Source organism: Gordonia sp. SID5947 (genome assembly GCF_009862785.1).
Taxonomy (GTDB): domain Bacteria; phylum Actinomycetota; class Actinomycetes; order Mycobacteriales; family Mycobacteriaceae; genus Gordonia.
This window is the reverse complement of record NZ_WWHU01000001.1, coordinates 4,829,763-4,855,557: the sequence shown is the minus strand read 5'-3', so window position 1 is coordinate 4,855,557 and position 25,795 is coordinate 4,829,763. Positions and strand designations below refer to the sequence as shown.

The 25,795-nt window shown below is 66.4% G+C and carries 27 protein-coding genes and 1 pseudogene; 13 read left to right on the top strand and 15 right to left on the bottom strand.

What is annotated here, in order from left to right; translation table 11 throughout:
* Window positions 1-14: 14 nt before the first annotated feature.
* Entirely contained in the window at window positions 15-728 is a 714-nt protein-coding gene (locus GTV32_RS21930; protein ID WP_161062700.1) for an SIMPL domain-containing protein, read from the top strand.
* 41 nt (window positions 729-769) lie between these two features.
* On the opposite strand, the gene GTV32_RS21925 is transcribed toward GTV32_RS21930, so the two are convergent.
* Window positions 770-1,609, bottom strand: coding sequence for an LLM class F420-dependent oxidoreductase (locus GTV32_RS21925; RefSeq protein ID WP_161062113.1), 840 nt, complete (start codon window positions 1,607-1,609; stop codon window positions 770-772).
* 90 nt (window positions 1,610-1,699) lie between these two features.
* Between GTV32_RS21925 and dtd the strand changes: the two genes are divergently transcribed.
* Together dtd and fdhD are read left to right on the top strand one after the other, a co-directional pair.
* The gene (gene dtd / locus GTV32_RS21920) at window positions 1,700-2,152 is read left to right on the top strand and encodes a D-aminoacyl-tRNA deacylase (protein ID WP_161062112.1); all 453 of its coding nucleotides are present in this window, start codon (window positions 1,700-1,702) and stop codon (window positions 2,150-2,152) included.
* Window positions 2,153-2,204: 52 nt separating this feature from the next.
* Entirely contained in the window at window positions 2,205-3,089 is an 885-nt protein-coding gene (gene fdhD / locus GTV32_RS21915) for a formate dehydrogenase accessory sulfurtransferase FdhD (protein ID WP_161062111.1), read from the top strand.
* 36 nt (window positions 3,090-3,125) lie between these two features.
* On the opposite strand, the gene map is transcribed toward fdhD, so the two are convergent.
* From map to GTV32_RS21865, 10 genes and pseudogenes are all read right to left on the bottom strand, one after another.
* The gene (gene map / locus GTV32_RS21910; RefSeq protein WP_161062110.1) at window positions 3,126-3,920 is read right to left on the bottom strand and encodes a type I methionyl aminopeptidase; all 795 of its coding nucleotides are present in this window, start codon (window positions 3,918-3,920) and stop codon (window positions 3,126-3,128) included.
* A 34-nt stretch (window positions 3,921-3,954) separates the two neighbouring features.
* A pseudogene (locus GTV32_RS21905) lies at window positions 3,955-4,508 on the bottom strand (adenylate kinase).
* Entirely contained in the window at window positions 4,505-5,830 is a 1,326-nt protein-coding gene (gene secY / locus GTV32_RS21900; protein ID WP_161062109.1) for a preprotein translocase subunit SecY, read from the bottom strand. Before secY ends, GTV32_RS21905 begins: the two are co-directional and overlap by 4 nt.
* A gap of 230 nt (window positions 5,831-6,060) precedes the next feature.
* The gene (rplO, locus tag GTV32_RS21895; protein ID WP_161062108.1) at window positions 6,061-6,501 is read right to left on the bottom strand and encodes a 50S ribosomal protein L15; all 441 of its coding nucleotides are present in this window, start codon (window positions 6,499-6,501) and stop codon (window positions 6,061-6,063) included.
* A complete protein-coding gene (gene rpmD / locus GTV32_RS21890; protein WP_161062107.1) occupies window positions 6,501-6,683 on the bottom strand; it encodes a 50S ribosomal protein L30 in 183 nt (60 codons plus the stop codon). The genes rplO and rpmD overlap by 1 nt, the downstream gene beginning before the upstream one ends.
* On the bottom strand, window positions 6,683-7,348 hold the full coding sequence (gene rpsE, locus GTV32_RS21885) for a 30S ribosomal protein S5 (protein WP_161062106.1): 666 nt from the start codon (window positions 7,346-7,348) through the stop codon (window positions 6,683-6,685). Before rpsE ends, rpmD begins: the two co-directional genes overlap by 1 nt.
* Before the next feature lie 61 nt (window positions 7,349-7,409).
* Window positions 7,410-7,814 carry a 50S ribosomal protein L18 gene (gene rplR / locus GTV32_RS21880; protein WP_161062105.1) on the bottom strand — a complete coding sequence of 135 codons (405 nt, stop codon included), beginning with the start codon at window positions 7,812-7,814 and terminating at the stop codon, window positions 7,410-7,412.
* A 3-nt stretch (window positions 7,815-7,817) separates the two neighbouring features.
* The gene (gene rplF, locus GTV32_RS21875) at window positions 7,818-8,354 is read right to left on the bottom strand and encodes a 50S ribosomal protein L6 (protein WP_161062104.1); all 537 of its coding nucleotides are present in this window, start codon (window positions 8,352-8,354) and stop codon (window positions 7,818-7,820) included.
* A 12-nt stretch (window positions 8,355-8,366) separates the two neighbouring features.
* The gene (gene rpsH / locus GTV32_RS21870; RefSeq protein WP_161062103.1) at window positions 8,367-8,765 is read right to left on the bottom strand and encodes a 30S ribosomal protein S8; all 399 of its coding nucleotides are present in this window, start codon (window positions 8,763-8,765) and stop codon (window positions 8,367-8,369) included.
* A gap of 287 nt (window positions 8,766-9,052) precedes the next feature.
* A complete protein-coding gene (locus GTV32_RS21865) occupies window positions 9,053-9,703 on the bottom strand; it encodes an EthD domain-containing protein (protein WP_237421988.1) in 651 nt (216 codons plus the stop codon).
* A gap of 115 nt (window positions 9,704-9,818) precedes the next feature.
* On the opposite strand from GTV32_RS21865, the gene GTV32_RS21860 reads away from it, so the two are divergent.
* From GTV32_RS21860 to GTV32_RS21815, 10 genes are all read left to right on the top strand, one after another.
* A complete protein-coding gene (locus tag GTV32_RS21860; protein WP_161062101.1) occupies window positions 9,819-10,910 on the top strand; it encodes a PQQ-dependent sugar dehydrogenase in 1,092 nt (363 codons plus the stop codon).
* A 28-nt stretch (window positions 10,911-10,938) separates the two neighbouring features.
* Window positions 10,939-11,268: a LuxR family transcriptional regulator gene (locus GTV32_RS21855; protein WP_161062100.1), complete on the top strand. Its 330-nt coding sequence runs from the start codon at window positions 10,939-10,941 to the stop codon at window positions 11,266-11,268.
* Window positions 11,269-11,422: 154 nt separating this feature from the next.
* The gene (locus GTV32_RS21850) at window positions 11,423-15,145 is read left to right on the top strand and encodes a nitrate reductase subunit alpha (RefSeq protein WP_161062099.1); all 3,723 of its coding nucleotides are present in this window, start codon (window positions 11,423-11,425) and stop codon (window positions 15,143-15,145) included.
* Entirely contained in the window at window positions 15,145-16,809 is a 1,665-nt protein-coding gene (gene narH / locus GTV32_RS21845; protein WP_161062098.1) for a nitrate reductase subunit beta, read from the top strand. Before GTV32_RS21850 ends, narH begins: the two co-directional genes overlap by 1 nt.
* Complete coding sequence (gene narJ / locus GTV32_RS21840) at window positions 16,806-17,483, top strand: nitrate reductase molybdenum cofactor assembly chaperone (protein ID WP_161062097.1); 678 nt, start codon at window positions 16,806-16,808, stop codon at window positions 17,481-17,483. Before narH ends, narJ begins: the two co-directional genes overlap by 4 nt.
* A gap of 3 nt (window positions 17,484-17,486) precedes the next feature.
* Window positions 17,487-18,233, top strand: coding sequence for a respiratory nitrate reductase subunit gamma (gene narI, locus GTV32_RS21835; protein ID WP_161062096.1), 747 nt, complete (start codon window positions 17,487-17,489; stop codon window positions 18,231-18,233).
* Window positions 18,230-19,450: an MFS transporter gene (locus GTV32_RS21830; RefSeq protein WP_161062095.1), complete on the top strand. Its 1,221-nt coding sequence runs from the start codon at window positions 18,230-18,232 to the stop codon at window positions 19,448-19,450. The genes narI and GTV32_RS21830 overlap by 4 nt, the downstream gene beginning before the upstream one ends.
* 191 nt (window positions 19,451-19,641) lie before the next feature.
* On the top strand, window positions 19,642-20,310 hold the full coding sequence (locus tag GTV32_RS21825) for a MarR family transcriptional regulator (RefSeq protein ID WP_237421606.1): 669 nt from the start codon (window positions 19,642-19,644) through the stop codon (window positions 20,308-20,310).
* Entirely contained in the window at window positions 20,310-23,579 is a 3,270-nt protein-coding gene (locus GTV32_RS21820; RefSeq protein WP_161062094.1) for a DUF87 domain-containing protein, read from the top strand. Before GTV32_RS21825 ends, GTV32_RS21820 begins: the two co-directional genes overlap by 1 nt.
* A gap of 69 nt (window positions 23,580-23,648) precedes the next feature.
* Window positions 23,649-24,221: a DUF4262 domain-containing protein gene (locus GTV32_RS21815; RefSeq protein WP_161062093.1), complete on the top strand. Its 573-nt coding sequence runs from the start codon at window positions 23,649-23,651 to the stop codon at window positions 24,219-24,221.
* Window positions 24,222-24,336: 115 nt separating this feature from the next.
* Here GTV32_RS21815 and GTV32_RS21810 read toward each other — a convergent pair whose 3' ends face one another.
* Genes GTV32_RS21810 through rplN form a run of 4 tightly spaced genes read right to left on the bottom strand, consistent with a single transcriptional unit; the run spans window position 24,337 to window position 25,791 of the window.
* Window positions 24,337-24,522, bottom strand: a complete 186-nt coding sequence (locus tag GTV32_RS21810; RefSeq protein WP_161062092.1) for a type Z 30S ribosomal protein S14 — start codon at window positions 24,520-24,522, stop codon at window positions 24,337-24,339.
* 1 nt (window position 24,523) lies between these two features.
* Window positions 24,524-25,102 carry a 50S ribosomal protein L5 gene (rplE, locus tag GTV32_RS21805; protein ID WP_161062091.1) on the bottom strand — a complete coding sequence of 193 codons (579 nt, stop codon included), beginning with the start codon at window positions 25,100-25,102 and terminating at the stop codon, window positions 24,524-24,526.
* Between the two features lies 1 nt (window position 25,103).
* Complete coding sequence (gene rplX, locus GTV32_RS21800; protein WP_161062090.1) at window positions 25,104-25,421, bottom strand: 50S ribosomal protein L24; 318 nt, start codon at window positions 25,419-25,421, stop codon at window positions 25,104-25,106.
* A gap of 1 nt (window position 25,422) precedes the next feature.
* A complete protein-coding gene (rplN, locus tag GTV32_RS21795; RefSeq protein WP_161062089.1) occupies window positions 25,423-25,791 on the bottom strand; it encodes a 50S ribosomal protein L14 in 369 nt (122 codons plus the stop codon).
* Window positions 25,792-25,795: the final 4 nt, after the last annotated feature.

The following is a 25,795-nucleotide window of genomic DNA, read 5'->3' as shown; positions in this document are numbered from 1 at the left end:
CGGCGCGCCGCGGGATGCCCGCCCGTCTCCTCGTCGCCGTCGGGATCCTGCTCGCAGTGCTCGGTGTGTCCGCCTGCGGCAGTGACGACAACGGTGGCAAGCCGCGCACCGTGACGGTGGTGGGCAGCGGAAAGGTCACGGGCACCCCGGATACCCTCCGCGCCGACATCGGCGTCGAGGCGACCGCGGCGGACGTCTCCAGCGCGCTCAACGAGGCGAGCGCGAAGGTACGCCAAGTGACCGATGCCGTCGTCGCCGCAGGTGTGGAACGCAAGGACATCCAGACCCAGCAGGTGGACCTCAGCCCCCGCTACTCCAGTCCCGCTCCCGGCGGTACCGCCGACATCTCCGGCTATCAGGCCACCAACACGGTGCGGGTCACGATCCGCGACATCGGCAAGGCGTCCGACATCTTGGCGGCCGCGGCCACTGCCGGCGGCGACAACACCCGGATCAGCAACGTCAGCTTCGCGATCGATGACGACGCGGACCTGATGAAGAAGGCCCGCGAGGCCGCTTTCGACGACGCGCGTAGTCGTGCCGATCAGTACGCCTCGCTGGCCGGCGATTCACTCGGCAAGGTGCAGACCATCTCCGAGACGACGAGCGGCCAGGATCAACCGGCACCGCTCAAGCAGGACTCGTCCGTTGCGGCCACCCGGGTTCCCGTCGAACCGGGCGAGCAGACCCTGACGTTCACTGTCACGGTCACCTACGCGCTGAGCTGAGCGACGTCCCATCCGCGCTCCCCCGACCACGACCCGGCCGGTCAGGCCCCGATGATCTCGGCCAATGGCTCCGTCGGATCACCGTCGCCCAGGATCTGGATCGCGACGTGGTCGGCCCCGGCGGACAGGTGCTCATCGACCTGCGCACGCACCGACGCCGCGTCACCATGTGCCACAAGAGCATCGATGAGTGCGTCGCTCCCACCGTCGGCGATGTCGTCGTCGGACCAGCCGAGTCGCTTGAGGTTCGCCACATAGTTGCGCAGGTGTAGATAGGGGTCGTCCACCGGCGGACGGCCGATCGCGCGGGCGGCCGCCGGATCGGTGTCGACCACGGCCTTGTGCTCCGGCGCCAGCAACACTCCCGACCCCAGGGTCTCCCGGGCCGCCGCGCTGTTCTGTGGCGGCGCCAGGTAGGGATGGGCACCCAGTGAACGTTCGGCCGAGAGCTTCAGCATCTTGGGCCCCAGGGCGGCGAGCAGACGACGTTCGACCGGCACCCCCTTGTCGTCGAGGACGTCGAGATACTCCACGACGGCCCCGTAGGGCTTCTTGTACTCGGCCGTCGCCTCAGGATGTCCGGCACCGATGCCGAGGTAGAAGCGTCCGGGAAAGTCCTTGTCGATCTCGACGTACTCGTCGGCGATGGTTGCCGCATCGGTGTTCCAGATGTTGACGATGCCGGTGGCCACGGTGATGGTGTCGGTGGACTCGAGAACCTTGCGCACCGGGCGTAGGTGCTCGGGCGATCCGCCCAGCCAGATCGTGCCGTACCCCAGTTCCTCGATACGGCGGGCCCGCTCAGGCGAGAACGTGCCCCACCAACCCCAGGCGCCGTGACTTCCGAACCGTGCGATGTGCGCTGATCTGTCTGTGGTCATGTCCGGGGCAACCGATGCTTCCGGTGCACTATTCCTATCCGACGCCCTGGGTGGTCCGCGCCGGCACGCGGTCATGGCACCCTGGTGCGCATGCGTGCTGTGGTCCAACGAGTCACCGAGGCATCCGTGGTGGTCGACGGCCAGACGGTCGGCGAGCTCGACCTCCCGACCGGCCGCCAGGGGCTGGTGGCCCTCATCGGGGTCACCCACGACGACACCGCCGAACACGCCGCCCTGCTCGCGGACAAGATCTGGCGGCTACGCATCCTCGACCCCGACGACCAGGGCCGGGAACGATCCGCATCCGATGCGGACGCGCCGATACTGGTGATCAGCCAGTTCACCCTCTATGCGAACACGGCCAAGGGCAGGCGGCCGTCGTGGAACGCCGCCGCGCCCGGACCGGTCGCACAACCACTGGTCGACGCCGTCACGGCGGCGCTTCGTGATGCGGGCGCGAGGGTCGCCACAGGCGAGTTCGGCGCCCACATGGAGGTGCGCCTGGTCAACGACGGCCCGGTGACCATCGTCCTGGACGTCTGATGACGCCCTGCTCTCGTCGGCGCGTCCGCCGCCGGGAGTAGCCTGAACGACGATGGGACGCATCACCGCTCGACGGCGGGTGACCAGAGTCCGCGCCGGCGCGTCGCCCACGACTCGCGCCGACGTGCTCGCCGTCGAGGAACCGTTGGAGATCCGGGTGGGCGGCTCGTCGCTGGCCGTCACCATGCGCACACCCGGCGACGATGTCGAGCTCGCGGCCGGTTTCCTGGTGTCCGAGGGCATCCTGACCGCCACCGCCGACCTTCAGACCGCACGTTATTGCGCCGGAGCGACCGAGGACGGGACCAACACCTACAACGTCCTCGATCTCACACTCGCAGAACATGTCTCCCCGCCGGGTACCACTGCCACCCGTAACTTCCTGACCACGAGCGCGTGCGGGCTGTGCGGGAAATCGAGCATCGACACCGTGGTGACTCGTTCGGCGTTCGATCCGACCACCGACGATCTGACCGTCGACAGCACCACCGTGCTCGGCCTCCCGGACCGTCTGCGCGACGGCCAGGCGGTGTTCGACAAGACCGGCGGTCTCCATGCCGCGGCCCTCATCGACGGCCGGACCGACGAGCTATTGGTGCTGCGCGAAGACGTCGGTCGACACAACGCGGTGGACAAGGTCATCGGCTGGGCGTTGCTCCACGACCTACTCCCCCTGACCGGCCATATCCTGCAGGTCTCCGGCCGCGCCAGTTTCGAGCTGGTCCAGAAGGCGGCGATGGCGGGCCTCCCGATGCTGTCGGCGGTCTCGGCGCCGTCCTCCCTGGCCGCCGATCTGGCCGAGGAACGGGGCATCACCCTCGTCGGCTTCGTACGTGACGAGTCGTTGGTGATCTACACCCGCCCGGACCGCGTCATCGTCGCGGATCCGACCGCCGACGATGAGCACTCCCGACGAACCGGCAATCGCTCGGCCTGAGGGCAGCGCTCGGCAGGCCGACTCCCGGCCACGGATTCACTCAGGACGTGACGTCAGAATCCTCGGACCGTCCGCGGTGACGACAACGGTGTGCTCCCAATGTGCCGACCGCGAACCGTCGTCGGTGACGACCGTCCAATCGTCGTCGAGCACCGACGTCTCGGTGGTGCCGAGCGTGAGCATCGGCTCGATGGCCAATGTCGATCCGATGACCAGGACAGGCCCACGATTCGGTTTGCCCTCATTGGCCAGGAACGGTTCCATGTGCATCTCGCGACCGATGCCGTGTCCGCCGTAGCCCGACACGATCCCGAACGATCGGCCGAACTTCTGTTCCGCGGCAATCGTTCCCGATTCGATGGCATGCGAGATGTCGGTGAGACGAGCGCCCTCGACCATCGCCGCGATACCCACCTCCATCGAGAGCCTGGTGGCCTCCGACAGATCCGAGTCGGCCTCTGAGAGTTCGCCGACACCGAAAGTCCACGCGGAATCGCCGTGCCAGCCGTCGAGGATCGCGCCACAGTCGATCGACACCAGGTCGCCCTCGGCGAGTACCACGTCACGAGACGGAATCCCATGCACCACCACGTCGTTCACGGAGCTGCAGATCGAGCCCGGAAAGCCGTGGTAGCCCTTGAACGACGGCACCGCGCCTGCCTCGCGGATCACCGCCTCGGCGACCTCGTCGAGATCCTGGGTGGTCACACCGGTTTCGGCGGCCGCGCGCACCGCCACCAGCGCCGCCCCCACGACAGCGCCGGCCGCAGCCATGGCGTCGACCTCACCCGCCGTCCGGAACGGAACCGGCTTCGGTTTACGAAATCCCATGGTGCAACCGATCTCTGGCGTCAGTTCGGTGAGCTCAGGACACGCCCGCGCCCAGCGCGCTCAACACGCGCTGGTGCACGTCCTGAACGTCACCGACCGCGTCGATGGTCTTGACCTGTTCGCCGTAATACTCGAGCAATGGCGCGGTCTCGTTGGTGTAGACCGCCATCCGGTTGCGGATCACGTCTTCGGTGTCGTCGGCGCGGCCACGCGAGAGCATCCGCTCGACGACCACGTCGGCGTCTACCTGGAACGAGAGCACCGCGTCGAGCGAGGTGTCGAGATTGGCCAGGATGTCCTTGAGTGCGTCGGCCTGCTCGGTCGACCGCGGGAACCCGTCGAGGATGAAGCCCTTCGCGGCGTCGGGCTCGCCGACGCGTGCACGCACCATGTCGACCGTGATCTCAGAGGGAACCAGGTCTCCGGCATCGAGATACCGCTTCGCCTCGATACCGACCGCGGTGCCCTGGGAGATGTTGGCACGGAAGAGGTCTCCGGTGGAGATGTGCGGGATGCCCAGGGCCTCGGACAGCAGTTCCGCCTGGGTGCCCTTGCCAGCGCCGGGGGGCCGAGAATCACGAGTCTCACTTGAGGAACCCTTCGTACTTGCGTTGCATCAGTTGACTGTTGACTTGCTTCATCGTGTCCAGACCCACACCGACCATGATCAAGACGGCCGTGCCCCCAAACGGCAGGTTCTGAGCCCCACCGCTGTTCCCGATCTCCAAGAACAGGTTCGGCAGTACCGCGATGATACCGAGGTAGATCGAGCCCGGCAGTGTGATGCGGCTCAGCACATAACCGAGGTAATCCGCGGTCGGCGATCCCGGGCGGATGCCGGGGATGAAGCCGCCGTACTTCTTCATGTCGTCGGCGCGTTCCTCCGGGTTGAAGGTGACCGCCACGTAGAAGTACGTGAAGAAGATGATCATCAGGAAGTAGACCAGGATGTAGACCCAGCTACTGGGGTCGGTCAGGTACTGGTTGATGTAGCGCTGCCAGGTCGACTGCTCGCCTTCCGAGTTCTGCGTCAGCTGCAGGATGAGCTGCGGCAGGTACAGCAGCGAGGACGCGAAGATCACCGGGATGACGCCTGCCTGGTTGACCTTCAACGGCAGATACGTCGACGAGCCGCCGTACATCTTGCGGCCGACCATCCGTTTGGCGTACTGCACCGGGATACGGCGCTGACCCTGCTCGATGAACACCACGCCCGCGACGATGAGCAGCGCCGCGACGCACACCAGGCCGAAGACGAGCCCGCCGCGGGTGTCGAGGATCATCTTGCCCTCGGACGGGATTCGCGCGGCGATGCCGGCGAAGATCAGCAGCGACATGCCGTTGCCGATACCGCGCTCGGTGATCAGCTCACCGAACCACATCACCACGCACGCACCGGCGGTCATGACGAGCACGATGATCGCGAGGCCGAAGATGGATTGGTCGTTGAGGATCTGGTCGGCCTGCGAGCAGTCCTGCAGAAGCTGTCCGCGATCGGCGAGCGCGACGATGCCGGTCGACTGCAGCAGGGCGAGCGCGACCGTGAGGTAGCGCGTGTACTGCGTCATCTTCGCCTGGCCGGACTGGCCTTCCTTGCGCAACTGCTCGAAGCGCGGGATGACCACCGTCAACAGCTGCACGATGATGCTGGCCGTGATGTACGGCATGATGCCGATCGCGAACACCGACAGCTGGAGCAACGCACCGCCGGAGAACATGCTGATCAACGAATAGATGTCGGCCGAGCTTCCGTGGGAGACCTCGTCGAGGCACGCGTGGACGGCCTTGTAGTCGACGCCAGGGGAAGGAATGGTCGCACCCAGTCGATACAGCACGATGATGCCGACGACGAAGAGGATCTTCTTCCTCAGATCGGGCGTCCGGAAGGCCGCGACGAGGGGGGAAAACACTAACTCCTCCTAGGAACGACCACGCGGATGGACTCGGACGTCCCCCGCGTGCTCGGCAATCGACGTTGATCGAAGCGTCAAGACAACGCTTGAACTCTAACAGTCACGCCATCGGCCCTCGTCAGCGCGACGGGATGATGCCCGCCTTGTCCGATGACCTCATGACGCCGAATACCGTCGGCGGGCGGACAGCGCCGTTTCCGTGCTGTCCGCCGCCGACGGTATGTGGCTCAGAGTTCGGTGACGCTGCCTCCGGCAGCGGCGATCTTCTCCTTGGCCGAGGCCGTGAACTTGTTGGCGGTGACGTTGACCGCGACACCGAGGTCGCCGTCGCCGAGCACCTTGACCAACTGGTTCTTGCGAACCGCACCGGCCGAGACGAGTTCGTCGACCCCGATGGTGCCGCCCTGCGGGAACAGCTTGGCGATGTCACCCACGTTGACGACCTGGTACTCGACCCGGTTGCGGTTGGTGAAGCCCTTCAGCTTCGGCAACCGCATGTGGATCGGCATCTGGCCACCCTCGAACGCGGCGGGCACATTCTTGCGTGCCTTGGTGCCCTTGGTGCCGCGACCGGCGGTCTTACCCTTGGAGCCCTCACCGCGACCCACGCGGGTCTTGTCGGTCTTCGCGCCCGGAGCGGGGCGAAGATGATGGAGCTTGATGGTCATTACTTAACCTCTTCGACTGTCACGAGGTGCCGAACCACGTTGATGAGGCCGCGGTTGATCGGGGTGTCCTCGCGGGTGACCGACTTGCGGATGCCCTTCAGGCCGAGGGTCCGCAGGCTGTCACGCTGGTTGCTCTTGGTACCGATGGTGCCCTTGATCTGGGTGATCTTCAGCTGTGCCATCACTTAGCTCCCTGACTCAGCGCACGTGCACGCAGCATGCCTGCAGGTGCAACATCTTCGATCGACAGACCACGACGTGCGGCGACCTCTTCGGGACGCTGCAGCATCTTCAGCGCGGCAACGGTGGCATGCACCACGTTGATCGCGTTGTCGCTGCCGAGGCTCTTGGCGAGAACGTCGTGCACACCCGCGCACTCGAGCACGGCACGCACCGCGCCACCGGCGATCACACCGGTACCCGGGCTGGCCGGGCGGAGCATCACGACGCCGGCCGCGGCCTCACCCTGCACGGGGTGGGTCACGGTGCCGCCGATCAGGGGCACGCGGAAGAAGTTCTTGCGAGCCTCTTCGACGCCCTTCTGGATGGCCGCAGGAACTTCCTTGGCCTTGCCGTAGCCGACGCCGACCATGCCCTGGCCGTCGCCGACCACCACGAGGGCGGTGAAGGAGAACCGACGTCCACCCTTGACCACCTTGGAGACGCGGTTGATCGCGACCACGCGTTCGAGCTGGTTGCGATCCTCACGATCGCGTCCGCCGCGGTCGTCGCGGCGACCACGGCCACCGCGACGGTCGCCGCCGCGCTGGTCGTTCCCCGCCGCAGCGGGGTTGTTGTTGTCGTTTCCGGCGGGTCCGTTTCCGCCGTCACGCTGACGTCCGGGCATCAGAGGTTCCCTCCGGTCATGTTGGTGAAGCTGGTGAAGATTGTCATCAGGCTGGTGCTCATCAGAAGGCAAGGCCTCCCTCGCGGGCGGCGTCGGCGAGCGCCGCGATCCGGCCGTGGTAGTCCTTGCCACCGCGGTCGAACACGACGGTCTCGACACCCGCGGCCTTCGCACGGGCGGCGATCAGCTCGCCGACCTTGCGTGCCTGTGCGGACTTGTCCCCACCGGCGGCGCGCACGTCGGCCTCGATCGTCGAGGCCGCTGCCAGGGTCTTGCCTGCCAGGTCGTCGATGAGCTGCACGTGGATGTGGCGCGAGCTGCGCTTCACCGCGAGACGCGGACGCTCCGGGGTGCCGCTGACCTTCTTGCGCAGGCGGAAATGCCGGTTCGTGGTCGCGGTACGACGACGAGTCGAGACGTCCTTGCCCAGCGGCTTGCGAGCGGTCTTGGTTGCGTTGTCACTCATGGCTTACTTACCCGTCTTTCCGACCTTGCGACGGATCTGCTCACCCTCGTAGCGAATGCCCTTGCCCTTGTACGGGTCCGGACGACGAAGGCGGCGGATGTTCGCCGAGATCTGGCCGACTTGCTGCTTGTCGATACCCGAGACCGAGAACTTGGTCGGGGACTCCACGGCAAAGCTGATGCCTTCAGGAGCCTCGATCGGCACGGGGTGGCTGTAGCCGAGGGCGAACTCGAGGTCACTGCCCTTGGCCTGCACGCGGTAGCCGACACCGAAGATCTCCATCTTCGTGGTGTAGCCCTGCGTGACGCCGATGACGAGGTTGTTCACCAGCGACCGGCTCAAACCGTGCAGTGCACGGCTGCGGCGCTCGTCATTCGGTCGGCTGACAACGATTGCGTTGTCCTCCTTGGCGATGGTGATCGGCTCCGACACGGTCAGGCTCAATTCGCCCTTGGGGCCCTTGACCTTCACGTTCTGGCCGTCGATCGTGACGTCGACACCAGCGGGGATCTCGATGGGGTTCTTACCGATACGCGACATGTGAGGACTCCCCTACCAGACGTAGGCGAGGACTTCGCCGCCCACGCCCTGGTTGGCTGCCTGGCGGTCGGTGAGCAGGCCGGAAGACGTGGAGATGATGGCCACGCCGAGGCCGCCCAGAACCTTGGGCAGGTTGGTGGACTTTGCATAAACCCGAAGACCCGGCTTCGAGACGCGACGCAGACCAGCGATGCTGCGCTCACGGCTGGGGCCGTACTTCAGGGAGACGACGAGGCTCTTCCCGACCTCCGCATCCTCGGTGCGGTAGTCGGTGATGTAGCCCTCGCGCTTCAGGATCTCGGCGATGTTCACCTTGATCTTCGACGACGGGAGGGTCACCTCGTCATGGAACGCCGAGTTGGCGTTACGCAGACGTGTCAAGAAGTCTGCGATCGGGTCAGTCATGGTCATGGTTGACCGTCAACCTTTCTCGTGGCGGTTCCCATACAGCGCCGATCCGGGAAAATGATCCCTGACCTGCGGTGGGCCTTCCACGAAGTGGATAGTTGTAGTAAAGGTTCTCGCCGCCGATGCCCTTGGTTTTTCACCGGCACCGGAGACTATTCGGTTGTGGCGTGCGCGCCCCGGGGAAGACCGCAGAGCGCAGGCAACCGCTCTAGTGTAGAGAATTCGCTGGCCAGACCCAAATCGTCCCTTCGCCGGAGCCAATCTGGCCTCCTGGATCAGAGCTCGCGCGATCAGCGAAAACGGAAGTCATACCTCGACGTCGGCACCACGTCGATGCTGCGGTCCGCACCGAAACGACCGACACTCTCCAACATCCTGGTCATCCGGTGCTCGAGTTCCTGCTGGTCACCGCCGCTCCCGTAGAACGCATGGACGTCCGAGACCGCCGCCATCGGGAACAGTTCCTCCACGATGGCGTCGACCACCGGGGCATTGTCGGTGAGCGGCCTGTTGACGATGTTCTGGTAGTAGCCGAAGGTCGCCTGGGTCTCGATGGCCACCTGCGTGTGCTCGTCGAGCCACCGGTGCAGCCAGTCGTCACGTGAGAGGTCCACGGGCCGACGGAGGAAGGCGACGTTGCTCAATGCGTCGACCCGGCTGCCGTCGGAAGCCAGCGCGGGATCGAGTGGCGCGCGCTCCTCCACCTCCCACGCGGCGATCCGTGCGACTCGCCCTGCGATCGCGTCGAGCACCGGACGCAGATCCTCGGCCCAGATGCTCACCACGCCACCGATCGGTGGGTCGAGTTCGTCGATGCGCATCGCACCGCTGACCGCATCGTCGGTGACGTTCACCTGCAGCCGGCGCGCGCCCGCGGCCGCGCACGCCTCGCCGAGATCCGCCGTACGCAGCGCGGAGGTCACATCCTCACCCCACACCATCGCAATCGCCTTCGTGTCCATGACGCTGCACGGTAGCTTTCCGACCCGGCCCGCTCATCCAGAACCGGGTGATGCACCGTCTGCGCATGACCGGGATCTCCGGCACCATCGAAGAATGGACCGGCGCCAGTTCCTCACCATCGGAGCAGTCGCGGGTCTGTCCGTCGCGGCGGTCGCGTGCGCCCGGGAGACCGGCGCGTCGTCGACGCCATCGCCGTCCTCACCTCCGCCGGAGCCCGGCGCGGGCAGAGTGACGGTGATCGCCGAAGGCCTGAACGTGCCGTGGGCGATCGGCTTCCTGCGTGACGGGAGCGCATTGGTCACCCAGCGCGACGATGCCACCATCGCGCGGGTCACGCCGGATGGGTCCGTGGTGACGGTCGGTGACGTGCCGGACGTGGCCCCGCGCGGCGAAGGCGGCCTGCAGGGCATCGCGATCGCGCCCGGAGACGAGACAACCGTCTTCGTCTACTACACATCCGACGAGGACAACCGATTGGTCCGGCTGGACTTCGACGGCCGCCGCACCAGTTCGCCCCGCCCGCTGCTCACCGGACTCGAAGCCGCCTACAACCATCACGGTGGCGCGATAACCGTGGGACCCGACGGATACCTGTACGTTGCGGTCGGCGACGCCGCCCAGCGCGACGTGGCGCAGGATCTGCGTGAGCTCAACGGCAAGATCCTGCGCCTTGGTCGCGACGGGCGCCCGCCGTCGGACAACCCGTTCGGGAACGAGATCTGGTCGTACGGGCACCGCAACGTCGAAGGGCTTGCCTTCGACGCCGCCGGGCGTCTGTGGGCAACCGAATTCGGTCAGGACGTCCAGGACGAGCTCAACGTCATCCGGCGCGGGGGCAACTACGGGTGGCCGCAGGTGGAAGGCCGCGAGACGCGGAACGGCGACGACACCCGTTTCATCGCACCTGCGGTGACCTGGACGACCGACGAGGCCTCACCGGCGGGACTCGCGTTCGTCGGCAGCACGGCGTACGTGGCGGCCCTGCGCGGCCGCCGCCTGTGGCGCGTACCGCTCGACGGCGACGGAGCCGCCGGCGTACCGGTGGCGATGCTGGCGGAAAGCCACGGCCGCCTTCGCTCGGTCGCGGCCGCACCCGACGGCTCGCTGTGGATCGGCACCAGCAACACCGATGGACGCGGACGGCCCGACGCGGGTGACGATCGGATTCTGCAAGTCACCGTGTGACCGACTGTCAGCTGCCACAGTTGATGTCATGGATGCCACCCGCCTTCCCGAACTCGTCGACCAACTCCTCACCACCGCCCACTCCGCGCGCAGCGGTCGCGCCGCACAGACGCTCTACGGCAGCGCCGACCACCACCTGCGCCAGACGGTCATCGCCCTCGTGGCCGGCCACGGCCTGACCGATCACGAAAGCCCCGGCGAGGCCAGTCTGCAGGTACTGCGCGGTCACGTGACCCTCTCGACATCGCAGGCGCAGTGGCAGGGCGTCGACGGCGATCTACTCGCCATTCCGCGCGAGCGACACGGCCTTACGGCTCAGCAGGACTCCGCCGTGCTGCTGACCGTGGTCACAGGCTGATCGCATCCGCCGCCGTTCCGATACCGAGTTTCACCTCCGGCCGACCGCCGGGTGAACATCGGTTGGCGGTCAAAGGTGGCGGAAGACCGTTGGTCATCATCCGATTTCCGACATTTCACCTTTCGGAGACCAAAGAACCGTATGGTTTTCGAGTGTGAGCCGATCTACGGGAGTTGACGGCGAGGCGGCGAAGGCACTGCTGGGCATCGGCAGGTTCTTCACCCGGTGGGATGAGAGCGACGACGGCCGTGCGGTGTTCCGTCGCGGCGGGCGTGCGGGCGACGTCTTCTACCGCGACCGCTGGAGCCACGACAAGATCGTGCGGTCGACCCACGGGGTGAACTGCACCGGATCCTGCTCCTGGAAGGTGTACGTCAAAGACGGCATCATCACCTGGGAGACGCAGGAAACCGACTACCCGTCAGTGGGACCCGACCGGCCCGAGTACGAGCCCCGCGGATGCCCGCGCGGCGCGGCGTTCTCCTGGTACACCTATTCCCCCACCCGCGTTCGTCATCCGTACGCGCGCGGAGTCCTGGTGGAGATGTACCGGGAAGCGCGGGCGCGGCTCGGTGACCCGGTCCTCGCCTGGGCCGACGTCGTCGGAGACCCGTTGCGTCGCCGGTCCTACCAGCAGGCACGAGGCAAGGGCGGCCTGATCCGGGTCTCGTGGGACGAGGCGACCGAGATCGCGGCGGCCGCCCACGTGCACACCATCAAGACCTACGGACCCGACCGGTGCGCGGGCTTCTCCCCGATCCCGGCGATGTCGATGGTGTCCCATTGTGTCGGAACACGATTCATCCAGCTGATCGGTGGGGTGATGACGTCGTTCTACGACTGGTACGCCGACCTTCCGGTCGCCAGCCCGCAGGTCTTCGGCGACCAGACCGACGTTCCGGAATCGGGCGACTGGTGGGATGCTACGTATCTGATGATGTGGGGCTCCAACGTGCCGGTCACCCGGACGCCGGACGCGCACTGGATGGCCGAGGTCCGCTACCGGGGGACCAAGATCGTCACGGTCAGCCCCGACTATGCCGACAACACCAAGTTCGCCGACGAATGGCTACCCGCGCAGGCCGGCACCGATGCCGCACTCGCCATGGCGATGGGCCACGTGATCCTGACGGAGTTCTTTGTGCGCAGGCGTACGTCGTTTTTCGACGAGTACGTACGCACCTACACCGACCTGCCGTTCCTGATACACCTCGAGCAACGCGAAGGCGACGGGAACCAGGACTACGTGGCGGGCAAGTTCCTGACGGCCGACGAGCTCGGCGACGCACGCGTCGCTCCCGAGGAGGATGTCTGGAAGACGGTGATCCTCGACGAGGCGACCGGACAACCGGTGGTGCCCAACGGTTCCATGGGATTCCGCTATGCCGACTCGGGCGTCGGTCAATGGAATCTCGACCTCGACGGAGTCGTCCCGGCACTCACCCTGTACGGCGAGTCCGCCAAAGCCGTGCCGGTGTGCTTCCCTGCCTTCGACGCGCCGGACGGGAGCGGTTCGGTCCTGCGTCGCGGCGTTCCCGCCCGTCGCGTCGGCGGACACCTCGTGACCACGGTGTTCGACCTGATGCTCGCGCAGTACGGGGTGGCCCGAGACGATCTGCCCGGCGACTGGCCCAGCGGCTACGACGACGTCGACACGCCCTACACACCCGCGTGGCAGGCCGAGATCACCAGCGTCCCCGCCGAAGCGGCGATCCGGATCGCGCGCGAATTCGCCGAGAACGCCGAGGAATCCGAAGGCCGCTCGATGATCATCATGGGTGCCGGGATCTGCCAGTGGTTCCACGGCGACGCCACCTATCGCTCGATCTTGTCGCTGCTGATCCTGACCGGCTGCATGGGCCGCAACGGCGGCGGCTGGGCGCACTACGTCGGGCAGGAGAAGTGCCGGCCCATCACCGGCTGGATCTCCCTCGCCAACGGGTTGGACTGGACGCGACCGCCACGCACGATGACCGGTACGTCCTACTGGTACATGCACACCGACCAGTGGCGCAACGACGGCTATTCGGCGGCTTCCCTGACCTCTCCCCTGTCCCGCGGGGTCCTCGACCACGCGCACACCGCCGACGCGATCGCGCAATCCGCACGCCTCGGCTGGATGCCGTTCTATCCGCAGTTCTCCAGTAATCCGCTCGACGTCGCGGAGACCGCGCAGGCCGCCGTCGACCGCGGCGAGGCCGAGGACATCGGAAGCTATGTCGCGCAGGGACTCACGTCTGGCGATCTGACCCCGGCGATCTCCGACGTCGACGCACCCGAGAACTGGCCGCGCACGCTGGTGCTGTGGCGCTCGAATCTGATGGGATCGTCGGCGAAGGGCAACGAGTACTTCCTGCGACACCTCCTCGGCACCCACCACAATGTGCTGGGCACCGAGAATCCGGACGCCCCGCGTCCGCGTGACGTCGTGTGGCGCGACGAGGCACCGGAAGGCAAGCTCGACCTGCTGATGTCGGCCGACTTCCGCATGACGTCGACCACTCTGCTCTCCGACGTGGTGTTCCCGGCGGCGACCTGGTACGAGAAGCACGACCTGTCGTCGACGGACATGCATCCCTTCGTGCATGCCTTCTCGCCCGCGATCGATCCGCCGTGGGAGGCCAAGACCGACTTCGAGATGTTCCACCTGCTCGCCGCAAAGCTGTCGGCGATGGCACGCACTCATCTCGGGGTGCGCCGGGACCTGGTGAGCGTCCCACTGCAGCACGACACCCCGGGCGAGATCGCCCAACCGCACGGTCGGGTGGCCGACTGGTGGGGTTCCGACGGAGCCGTGCCGGCACGACCGGGTCGCAACATGCCGAAGTTCAGTGTGGTCGAACGCGACTACACAGCCATCGCAGACAAGCTCGGGACCATCGGCCCCCTCGCCGATTCACTGGGCTTCACCGTGAAGAACGTGACCTACGAGTTGACCGAACAGACCCGAAAGCTCGCCGAATCGAACGGGGTCATGCTCGGTGGTGCGGGCGACGGACGACCGGCGATCGACACCGACGCGAAACTCGCCGAGGCCATCCTCACCCTCTCGGGAACCACGAACGGCGAACTCGCCGTACAGGGTTTCCGCAGCCTCCAGCAGCGTGTCGGGTTCCAGCTCGACGATCTGGCCCGCGGGTCCGAGGAGAAGCGGATCCGGTTCGCCGACACCCAGCAGGCACCGGTGCCGGTGATCACCTCGCCGGAATGGTCGGGATCGGAGACGGGCGGACGACGCTATGCACCGTTCACGGTGAACATCGAGCGACTCAAGCCCTTTCACACCCTCACGGGCCGTATGCACTTCTACCTCGATCACGACTGGATGATCGACATCGGCGAGTCACTTCCGATCTACCGGCCACCTCTGGACATGCACCGCCTGTTCGGCGAGCCGAAGCTCGGTCCCGACGGCGCCCGGCAGATCACGGTTCGATACCTGACGCCCCACTCGAAGTGGTCGATCCACTCGGAGTACCAGGACAACCTCTTCATGCTCTCGCTCTCCCGCGGCGGGCCCACGGCCTGGCTGAGCCCCGACGACGCGGCATCGATCGATGTGCGCGACAACGACTGGATCGAATGTGTCAACGCGAACGGGGTGGTGGTGTGTCGCGCGATCGTGAGTCACCGCATGCCGAACGGGGTCTGCTACGTCCATCATGCCCAGGAACGCACCATCGATGTGCCGAAGTCCGAGGCGACCGGCCGCCGGGGCGGCATCCACAACTCGGTGACACGGTTGCTCGTCAAGCCGACGCACATGATCGGCGGCTACGCCCAACTGTCCTATGCCTTCAACTATCTCGGACCCGCGGGCAACCAGCGCGACATCGTCTCGACCATCCGGAAACGCAGTCAGGAGGTGACGTACTGATGCGCGTCATGGCCCAGATGGGCATGGTGATGAACCTCGACAAGTGCATCGGGTGTCATACGTGTTCGGTCACCTGCAAGCAGGCGTGGACGAACCGGGCAGGCACCGAGTATGTCTGGTTCAACAACGTCGAAACCCGCCCAGGCCAGGGCTATCCGCGCCGCTACGAAGATCAGGAGCAGTGGCGGGGTGGCTGGCATCTGGACAAGAAGGGCCGGCTCCGGCTCCGCACCGGCGGTCGGCTGCAGAAGTTGCTGACGCTCTTCGCCAGCCCGGTGCAACCGACCCTCGACGACTATTACGAACCCTGGACCTACGACTACCAGACACTCGTCGACGCGCCGCTGGGAGACGACTTCCCGGTCGCCAGACCCAAGTCACTGATCACCGGCGAGGACACCAAGGTCTCGTGGTCGGCCAACTGGGACGACAATCTGGGCGGGGCACCCGAGATGGGCGGCCTCGATCCCGTGGTCGAGAAGTTGCGGCGGGAGTCCGAGGATGCGATCAAGTTCAGTTTCGAACAGACGTTCATGTTCTATCTGCCACGGATCTGCGAGCACTGCCTCAACCCGTCGTGTATGGCCTCGTGCCCGTCGGGCGCGATCTACAAGCGGTCCGAGGACGGGATCGTCCTGGTCGACCAGGACCGCTGCCGGGGCTGGCGTCAGTGCATCACCGGATGTCCCTACAAGAAGATCTATTTCAACCACAAATCCGGCAAGGCCGAGAAGTGCACGCTCTGCTATCCGCGCATCGAGGTGGGACTTCCCACGGTGTGCTCCGAGACCTGCGTGGGGCGGCTGCGGTATCTCGGACTGTTCCTCTACGACGCCGACGCCGTGGCGGCGGCGGCGTCGGTGCCGGACGAGAAGGACCTGTATCAGGCACAGCTTGATCTCATGCTGGACCCGGACGATCCCGAGGTGATCGCGGCCGCACGCGCCGGCGGCATCCCGGACGACTGGCTCGACGCGGCCCGCCGTTCGCCGGTATACGCCCTCGCCAAGAAATACCGGGTCGCGTTGCCGCTGCATCCGGAATACCGCACGATGCCGATGGTCTGGTACGTCCCGCCGCTGTCTCCCATCGTCGACCTGTTGTCCGAGCAGGGGCACGACGCGGAGGATCACCGAAATCTGTTCGGCGCCATCGACTCCCTGCGCATTCCGGTCGACTACCTGGCCGAACTCTTCACCGCGGGCGACAGCAGCGTGATCGAAGGCGTGCTCCGCAAGCTCGCGGCGATGCGCGCATACATGCGGGACGTCACCCTCGGTCGCGAACTCGACGCATCGATCCCCGCACGGGTCGGCATGACCGAGGAGCAGATCTACCAGATGTACCGGCTGATGGCGATCGCCAAGTACGAAGAGCGCTATGTGATCCCGACGGCCCACCTCGAACAGGCGCACGAGCTCGAGGAGATCGGCTGCTCCCTGGACTACGACGAGGGCCCTGGCATGTTCGAATCGTCCGCGTTCGGTGAGGCGAGTGGACGGCCGGCACCGGTCTCGGTGGAGACCTTCCACGCCCTGCGACAGCGCCAGACCAGCGACACCGCAGCGGGTTCGGAGAGCATGTCGGGTCGGACCAACCTGCTCAACTGGGACGGCAACGGCGTCCCCGACGGCATGTTCCCGCACCGATCGGAGCGACCATGAGATTCTCGCGTCGCCGTGCGTCCGATCATGCGGTGGTCCGCCAGGTGGCGTCGGTGTGTCTGGGCTACCCCGACGACGACACCCTAGCCATGGCTCCGCTGCTCGATGCCGCACTCTGCGAACAGCCGGCGGACGAGCCGATCGCCGGGCTCCGGACCTTCGTCGGACACCTGCGGGATTCCGATCCGAAGGTCTTGCGTCAGGACTACATCGATCTTTTCGACCTCTCTCGCAAACACACGCTCTACCTGTCGTATTGGACCGCAGGCGACACCCGCAGACGCGGCGAGGAACTCGGTGTGTTCAAGAAGCAGTATCGGGACAGCGGTTTCGTGGTCGACCTGCGTGGTGAGCTGCCCGACCATCTCCCGATCGTGCTGGAGTTCGCGGCACGGGTCGATTCGGATGCGGGCACCCACCTCCTGCAAGAGCATCGGCCGGCTCTCGAACTCCTGCGCCTGTCGCTCGTCGAACGGCGCACCCCTTATGCCGATGTCGTCACCGCCGTATGCGCAACCCTCCCCGGCGAATCGCCCGCGGATCGTCGCGCCGTGATGGCCATGCAGGGGGCGCCGCCACCCGTCGAATCAGTGGGTCTCGAACCGTACGACCCGAGGCTCCTTCCGATCTCCCCCACGGCGCCGCGAGCGGGCGTGTTCGACGAGGTCGGGTAGATCATGGACGTGGTGTTGTGGGGAGTCCTGCCCTATGTGACGTTGGTGCTGCTGATCGGCGGCACCGTCTGGCGGTATCACTACGACAAGTTCGGCTGGACGACGCGCTCCTCGGAACTCTACGAGTCCCGGCTGCTGCGTATCGGGTCCCCGCTCTTCCACTTCGGGATCCTGGTGGTGATCATCGGTCACGCAATGGGTTTGGTGATTCCCGAATCGTGGACCGATGCCATCGGCGTGTCCGAGGACATGTACCACGTGACGGCTGCCGTCTTCGGATTGATCGCGGGGGTCGCCACCCTCAGCGGCATCGCCATCCTGATCTATCGGCGACGTCGCTCCGGTCCGGTGTTCATGGCAACCACCGCCAACGACAAGGTCATGTACGTGGTGCTCACCGCGGCGCTGATCCTCGGCGTGTACATCACGCTGATCGGCACCGTCCCGGGGGCCGAGGGCGTGAACTACCGCGAGACCGTCTCACCTTGGTTCCGCTCGATCTTCTACCTTCAGCCCGACGTGCACGCGATGGGCGAGGCGCCCTTGCGCTTCCACATCCATGTCCTCGTGGGGATGCTGGTGTTCGCGATGGTGCCGTTCACGCGCCTCGTCCACGCATTCACAGCGCCGGTGCACTACCTGTTCCGGCCCTACATCGTCTATCGGAGCCGAGACGCCGCACAGGCTCCCGGTAGCCGTACCGCCCGGCCCGGTTGGGCGCCCGTCGGAACCAAGGATCGGCAACGATGACCACAGCGACCCCCACCCCCGCCGCGTTGCGAGCCGGACAGAGCCTGAATCTGTTCCTCGCCACGCTCGCCTTCACCATCAGCTTCTGGGCGTGGAACCTGATCGCACCACTGGGCGTGCGGTATTCGGACGTCCTGGATCTGTCGTCGACGCAGAAGTCGGTCCTCGTCGCCATCCCCATCATCGTCGGATCGGTCGGTCGAATTCTGACCGGCGCGCTCACCGACCGATACGGCGGGCGGCTGATGTTCCCCGTCCTGCTGGTGGTGACCGCGCCGTTCGTCATCCTCGTGGCCGTGGCCGGCGAGATCGGTTCGTACCCGATGTTGCTCATCGTCGGGTTCTTCCTCGGCATCGCCGGCACCACGTTCGCGGTCGGCATCCCCTTTGTGAACGCCTGGTATGACCCGTCCAAGCGTGGTTTCGCGACCGGCATCTTCGGCGCGGGAATGGGCGGCACCGCGCTCTCGGCGTTCTTCACGCCACGGTTCGTGAGTTGGTTCGGATATGTCGCGACCCATGTCATCATCGCGGTGGCCTTGATCGTCGTCGCGGTCATCGTCTGGATGTTCATGCACGACGCGCCGCAATGGAAACCGAATCGCGATGCGGTGGCGCCGAAACTCGTGGCGGCCGCCAAGCTGCCGATCACCTGGCAGATGGGCTTCCTCTACGCCGCGACGTTCGGCGGCTTCGTCGCCTTCTCCACCTACCTGCCGACATACCTGAAGGACATCTACGATTTCGACCTGCAGGCGGCCGGTACGCGCACGGCCGGATTCGCGGTGGCCGCGGTCATCGCACGGCCCGTCGGCGGCATGCTGTCGGACCGGTTCGGACCGCGCCTCATCACCGCGATATCCACTGCGGGCGCCGCGCTGCTCGCGGTGTGGATGATCACGCAGCCGCCGCTGGAGTTCCCCGCCGGTCTCGACCTCGTACTGATGGCCGTATGCATGGGGCTCGGTTCCGGTTCGGTGTTCAGCTGGGTGGCGCGCGACGCCCCCACGGCCCGCGTCGGTTCGGTGACCGGCATCGTCGGCGCAGCGGGTGGCCTCGGCGGGTTCTTCCCGCCCCTTGTGATGGGCGCGACGTACAACGCGGAGGCACACAGTTACACGGTCGGGCTGGTCCTGCTGGTGATCACCGCCGCATGCGCATTGGTCTTCACCATCTTCGGGATCAAGCGCCGGCCCGACCCCGAGACCACCGGCTGACGCGGCCCGTCGCGCGACATCATTTCGTTTCTGCGCCATCGATCGAGGTCGCGGGAACGAAATGATGTCGCGGGCGCGGTCGGGAGCCATCGCGGGGCCCTCGACCCGAGCCGCGGTCGGCGCGTACCGATATATTCCTCAACGATGACCGCAGCACCCATGCCGCCGGCCGCCTCGAGGAGTCACTGACGTTGGAACACCATCCGCTGACGCCATCGCAGAGCGCCGTGTTGTTCGTGCTGATGTCGCAGGCACGGGACGTCCCCAATCCGGAGCTACGAGCACTGGCGCCCGAACTCACGCGGCAGAGCCGGCAGAAGCTCAATGACCTCGGCCTCATCGAATCGGCGAAGGGCGCCCGCAACAGTTACGTACACAGCCTCACCGATCGCGGGTGGGCTTGGTGTGCAAGAGAACTCGACCAGCCGCCACCGAAGGGTGCGCAGCCGCCCATTCGTGCTCTCTACGCGGTCATGGCGGGCATCGGACGCCACCTCGCTGCCGACGACCTGCGCCTGCACGAGGTGTTCCGGCCGGCGTCCGCTGATCCGGCCCCCGAGACGGCAACCGCGGACACGGCGCCCGTCGCGGCCGGCGACGACATCGAAGGTCGGATCCGCGACGTCTACACGCACACCGCAGGCGGTCCGGGCGCCTGGGTCCCGTTGACCGCGCTCCGTCTGCGCCTTTCCGACGTCGCCACCGCCGAGCTCGACGACGCGCTCGTCCGCCTGCAGCGACGACCAGGTGTGAGTCTCATCCCGCAGGAGGACCAGTTGCTGTTGACCGACGCCGACCGGTCGGCCGCGGTCCGGGTCGGCTCCCAGCTGTGCCATCTCTTCGCGATCGAGGACATCTGATGGACGAACCGACCCGGCAGGCGCTGGAGTCGATCCGGCTCGACTGGGCCGCGACTCCCGACGATGTCTGGGGTTCGCAGGCGCCGCTGCATGTCCGGGGACTGCACGAGCCCACCGTCGACGAGATCCTCCGTGCCTTCGACGACGCGCGCCGCAGCAGCGCGGCGAGCCCTCTCGGCGTGGCCGTACGCGGGCCGGCAGGCGCCGGAAAGACCCATCTGCTGGGTCAGGTCCGCGAGCGCGTGCAGGCGGCCGGTGGATACTTCTTTCTCGTCAAACTCCTGGACGGCGAGGACTTCTGGCGTTCGGTGCTGGTCGCGATGCTCGAGGATCTGAGCCGTCCGACCCCGACGCACCGATCGCAACTCGCCCAGCTGCTCGACCGCCTCGGGCGCGACACCGGGGTGGCACCGGACGATCTGGAGGCCGTGACGGGCATCGCCGAGGTGACCCCGCCGATCCTCGACCGATTCATCGCCTCGGTGTACACAAAGCACTCACGACACCGTCGGCGGTCCCAGCACATCCTGCGCGCACTCGTGCTGACCGAGGCGGACGACTTCGCCACCAAGGATCTCGGCGAGGCCTTTCTGCACCTCGACGTCGACGACGGTCAGGAGTTGGCCGTCTGGGGCATCCGCAACGCTCGACTCGGCTATCACGAGATCGTCGAGAACATCTCCCGGATCATCGCCTTCGACAATGCGTCGGTGCTCGCCATCGACCAGATCGACACCCTGATCGAGGCCGCCAAATCGGAGAATCGCCACGACGAGAACGCCGTCGAGAAGGTGGCGCACGGGCTCATGTCGATCCGCGAGACGATGAGCCGCACCGCCGCGGTGGTCTCGTGCATCACCGCGGCCTGGGACTACCTGGAGCACCGGGTCACGGCGTCGGCGACCGACCGTTTTCGCCAACCGCCCCATCTGCAACGCCCATCATCCGCCGATTTCGGACGGGCGTTGCTCGCCAAGCGTTTTGCGCCGTGTTTCGCCGAGGTCGGGTTCCACCCGCCGTATCCCACCTGGCCGGTGACCGACCGGGCGCTCGCCGGGTCGGTGGACTTCACCCCGCGCGAACTGATGCGGACCGCCGACCGGCACATCGGCGCGTGTCTGCGGGCCGACACCTTCGCGGAGATGACGTCGCTGACGGCCGATCACCAACCCGAGACCTCGTCGCGCACGGACGAGAATCCTGCGCTGGCTCAGCTCGATCGGCGTTTCGACGAACTGCTCGATGTGATCGACCCGGCAGCCGCCACGGCCCCCGAGACCGAGGATCGCGTCATCCCGCCGATACTCCAGGCCGGACTGGCATCGTGGATCGAGGCACTCGGCGACGCCGGCACCGCCTTCAAACAGGACCCGAAGCCAAGCCCCAAAGCCGTTCTCCACGGACGTATCCGGCGCATCCTGGACCCAGAGACCGACGCCGAGCAGTCGTGGGCGTTCCGTGGGCTCGCCGCCACACACCACCGCGCGGTCCAGGCCCGCCTGGCGAACGCGACCACCGCGGCCGGACTCTCGCGCGGGACCGCGGCCCGCGCCCTCATCATCCTCCGGCGCGGCCCGTGGCCGTCGGGCGCCAAGACCCAGGAGTTGGTGGCCGACTTCGAGCAACGAGGTGGCCGGGTCATCGCATGGTCCGACGAGGACATCCAGGTGTTGTCGGCGCTGGCCCGATTGCGTTCGGAGCGTTCGGAATTCCTCACCGAATGGATGGTCCGGCGCAACCCGGCGGCCAGGGTCGGGTTCATCAAGGAGATTCTCGAACCCGCCGTCGATGCACCGCTGCCGGTCATCGCATCGACACCTGCGCCGACCAGCGCGAGGCGGTCCGACGCTCCGCGCGGCTGGACCGCACCGGAGCCGGCCCGCCCCGTCGACCGATATGCGGTTCCGGCGCTCAGCCAGATCGCGCAGGATGTGGTCCTGGGGGCGTTCTCGCGCACGAACGGTCCGGCCGCGACGCCTCCGCCGGCTCCGCACCGCGATCGCGCGACGCCCATGGACGGCACCGCGGCGATCCCGCTCGGAGTCGTTGCCGGCGACCGACGTCCGGTCAGCATCGGACTCGAGGCCCTCCGCAAGCACACCGCGATCTTCGCCGGTTCGGGTTCGGGCAAGACCGTGTTGATCCGGCGGATCGTCGAAGAAGCCGCCTTGGCAGGCATCTCCTCGATCGTTCTGGACGTCAACAACGACCTCGCACGATTGGGCACGTCCTGGCCGGCGGGTACCCGCGACTGGCACGCCGAGGGCGGCGGCACGGACGACGAGCGCAGGTCGGCCGACTATCTCGCCGGCACCGAGGTCGTCGTCTTCACCCCCGGTCGCGCCAACGGCAGACCGTTGAGCTTCCGGCCGCTGCCGGATTTCGCCGAGATCCTCGACGACCAGGACGAGTTCACGGCCGCAGTCGAATCGGCCGCGGCCGGGCTCATCCCGCGGGCCATGGTGTCCGGGAAGACCGCGAAGTCGGTGCAGTCGCGCGCGGTCCTCCACGACGCTCTCCGGTACTTCGGCAGACGCGGCGGCGGCACCATCGCCGACTTCATCGACGTGCTCGCAGATCTGCCCGACGAGGTGAGCGGGCTGATGAACGCGCACAAGTTCGCCGGCGAGATCGCCGAGAACCTCAAGGCGGCGCGCGCGAACGATCCCCTGTTCGGCGGCGACGGTTCCCCGGCGGATCCCGGCATGCTCCTCACCCCGTCGCCCGGGTTCCGGGCTCGGGTGTCGGTGATCAATCTCGCGGCGCTGACAACTGACGACAAGCGAAACAACTTCGTCAACGAGCTGCAGATGGCCCTCTTCGCCTGGATCAAGAAGAACCCGGCCGGCGGGCGACCGCTCGGCGGGCTGCTCGTGATGGACGAGGCGCAGAACTATGCGCCGTCGGACCGGACCACACCGTGCACCCAGAGCACCCTCGCGCTGGTGTCGCAGGCCCGCAAGTACGGACTCGGCCTGGTCTTCGCGACCCAGGCACCGAAGGGCCTCGACAACAAGATCCCCGGCAACTCCGCGACCCAGTTCTTCGGCCTCCTCAACAGCCCCGCCCAGATCGCGGCGGCCCAGCAGATCGCCAAGACCAAGGGCAGCGCCATCCCCGACGTCGGGCGGCTGGCGACCGGGGTCTTCTACACGGCTCTCGACGGCGGGGTGTTCACGAAAACGCAGACGCCCCTGTGTCTCTCCTACCATCCCGCGAGCCCGCCGACCGAGGACGAGGTCGCCGCAATCGCCCGCGGAGACCGCTGACCTGCCGTTCTCGGTTCTGTCGGACCCTTTTGCTCTACTCGGGGACACCTTCGAACAAAGGAGCGAATCATGTCCGACCATGCCGCCGCCATCCGGGGACTGCGACGCTGGCACCCGAACCCGTTGGTCCAGGACACGATCAACCGCATCCGGGTTCACGGATGGGCGGTGACCGCGATCAGCGAACAGTGCTCATGCCGGTCCGACGAATGCCATCCACCGGACTGCTCGTTCGCGTACACATCGGGGATGGGGCTGCACAGCATCCCCGAACTCGCTGTCTACGGCCTCGACGCGTGGACGAGCCGAGAACTCCTGAACGAACTCGGCGACATCTTCCACACCTACGACTGGCGCGACGCGGTCGATCGTGGGGTGGAGATCACCGTGAGTTCGCTCGAGGTGCCGATCCGCGTCGTCGAGATGATCGACAAGGACGATCTGATCGTGACCAACGAGTTGTTCCCGGATGCACCTGCCCTGCAGGCGGTGTGGGCCGATGACTTCGGGAGGTTTCCGTGGGACGAGGGCTACGCGCGAGCCGAACTCGATCAGAAGCTCGCGGGCGTCGTCGGGACGGGTGCCGAGCGGGTGCGCCCCCAACGCATCATCAGTCGCGGGACCGAGCGACGACGGCGCTGAGAGCGCAATCGGCCCCACCTCTCGCTCGAGAGGTGGGGCCGATCGTCAAACCTGTTGAATCCGTAGCACTGATCCGCGCTGAGCGCGGATTGTTGCTACGAAATCGCGGGAGAAGTCACCAGCTGGACTTCTGCACGCCCGGGAGCTCACCGGCGTGTGCCATCTCGCGCAGGCACACACGGCAGAGGCCGAACTTGCGGAACACCGAATGCGGACGGCCGCAACGGTTGCACCGGGTGTAGCCCCGCACGGCGAACTTGGGCTTTTTGTTGGCCTTGTTGACCAGAGCCTTCTTTGCCATGTCAGTTGTCCTTCACGGAGTTGTCTTTGAACGGGAAGCCCAGCGCGCGAAGCAGTGCGCGGCCTTCGTCGTCGGTGGTGGCCGAGGTGACGACGGTGATGTCCATACCCCGCGGCCGATCGATCTTGTCGATGTTGATCTCGTGGAACATCGACTGCTCGTTCAGGCCGAACGTGTAGTTGCCGTTGCCGTCGAACTGACGATCCGACAATCCGCGGAAGTCGCGGATACGCGGGAGGGCGATGGACACGAGACGGTCCAGGAACTCCCACATCCGGTCGCCGCGCAACGTGGCGCGAGCACCGATCGGCATTCCCTCACGCAGCTTGAACTGCGCGATGGACTTGCGGGCGCGACGGATCTCCGGACGCTGACCGGTGATCAGGGCCAGGTCCTCGACCGCACCGTTGATCAGCTTGGCGTCGCGGGCTGCGTCGCCCACACCCATGTTCACCACGACCTTGACCACGCCGGGGATCTGCATGACGTTGTCGTAGTCGAATTCCTTGTTGAGCGCGTCCTTGATCTCGTCACGGTAGCGCGTCTTCAGCCGAGGCTGGACATTTTCAGTAGTGGTCATGTCAGATGTCCTTCCCGTTCTTGCGGGAAATCCGGACCTTCTTGCCGGTCTCCGCGTCCTCGCGGTAGCCCACGCGGGTCGGAGTTCCGTCGGAGTCGACGACCATCACGTTCGAGACGTGGATCGAGGCCTCCTGGGTCACGATGCCGCCGGAGGCTGCGCCACGCTCGTTGGCCGAGGCAGCGGTGTGCTTCTTGATTCGGTTCACGCCCTCGACCAGGACACGCTGCGTCTTCGGGTAGGCCTGGATGACCTTGCCCTTGGCGCCCTTGTCCTTGCCCGAGATGACGATCACGGTGTCACCCTTGTGCACCTTCATGTCAGATCACCTCCGGTGCCAGCGACACGATCTTCATGAACTTCTTCTCACGCAGCTCGCGGCCGACCGGGCCGAAGATGCGGGTACCGCGGGGGTCGCTCTCACCCTTGAGGATGACGGCGGCGTTCTCGTCGAAACGGATGTAGCTTCCGTCCGCACGACGGCGCTCCTTGGAGGTGCGCACGATGACCGCCTTGACGACCTCACCCTTCTTGACGTTGCCGCCCGGGATGGCGTCTTTGACAGTGGCGACGATCACATCACCAATGCCGGCGTAGCGCCGCGAGGAACCGCCCAGCACGCGGATACAAAGGATTTCCTTCGCACCGGTGTTGTCGGCGACCCGCAGGCGAGATTCCTGCTGAATCACTCGT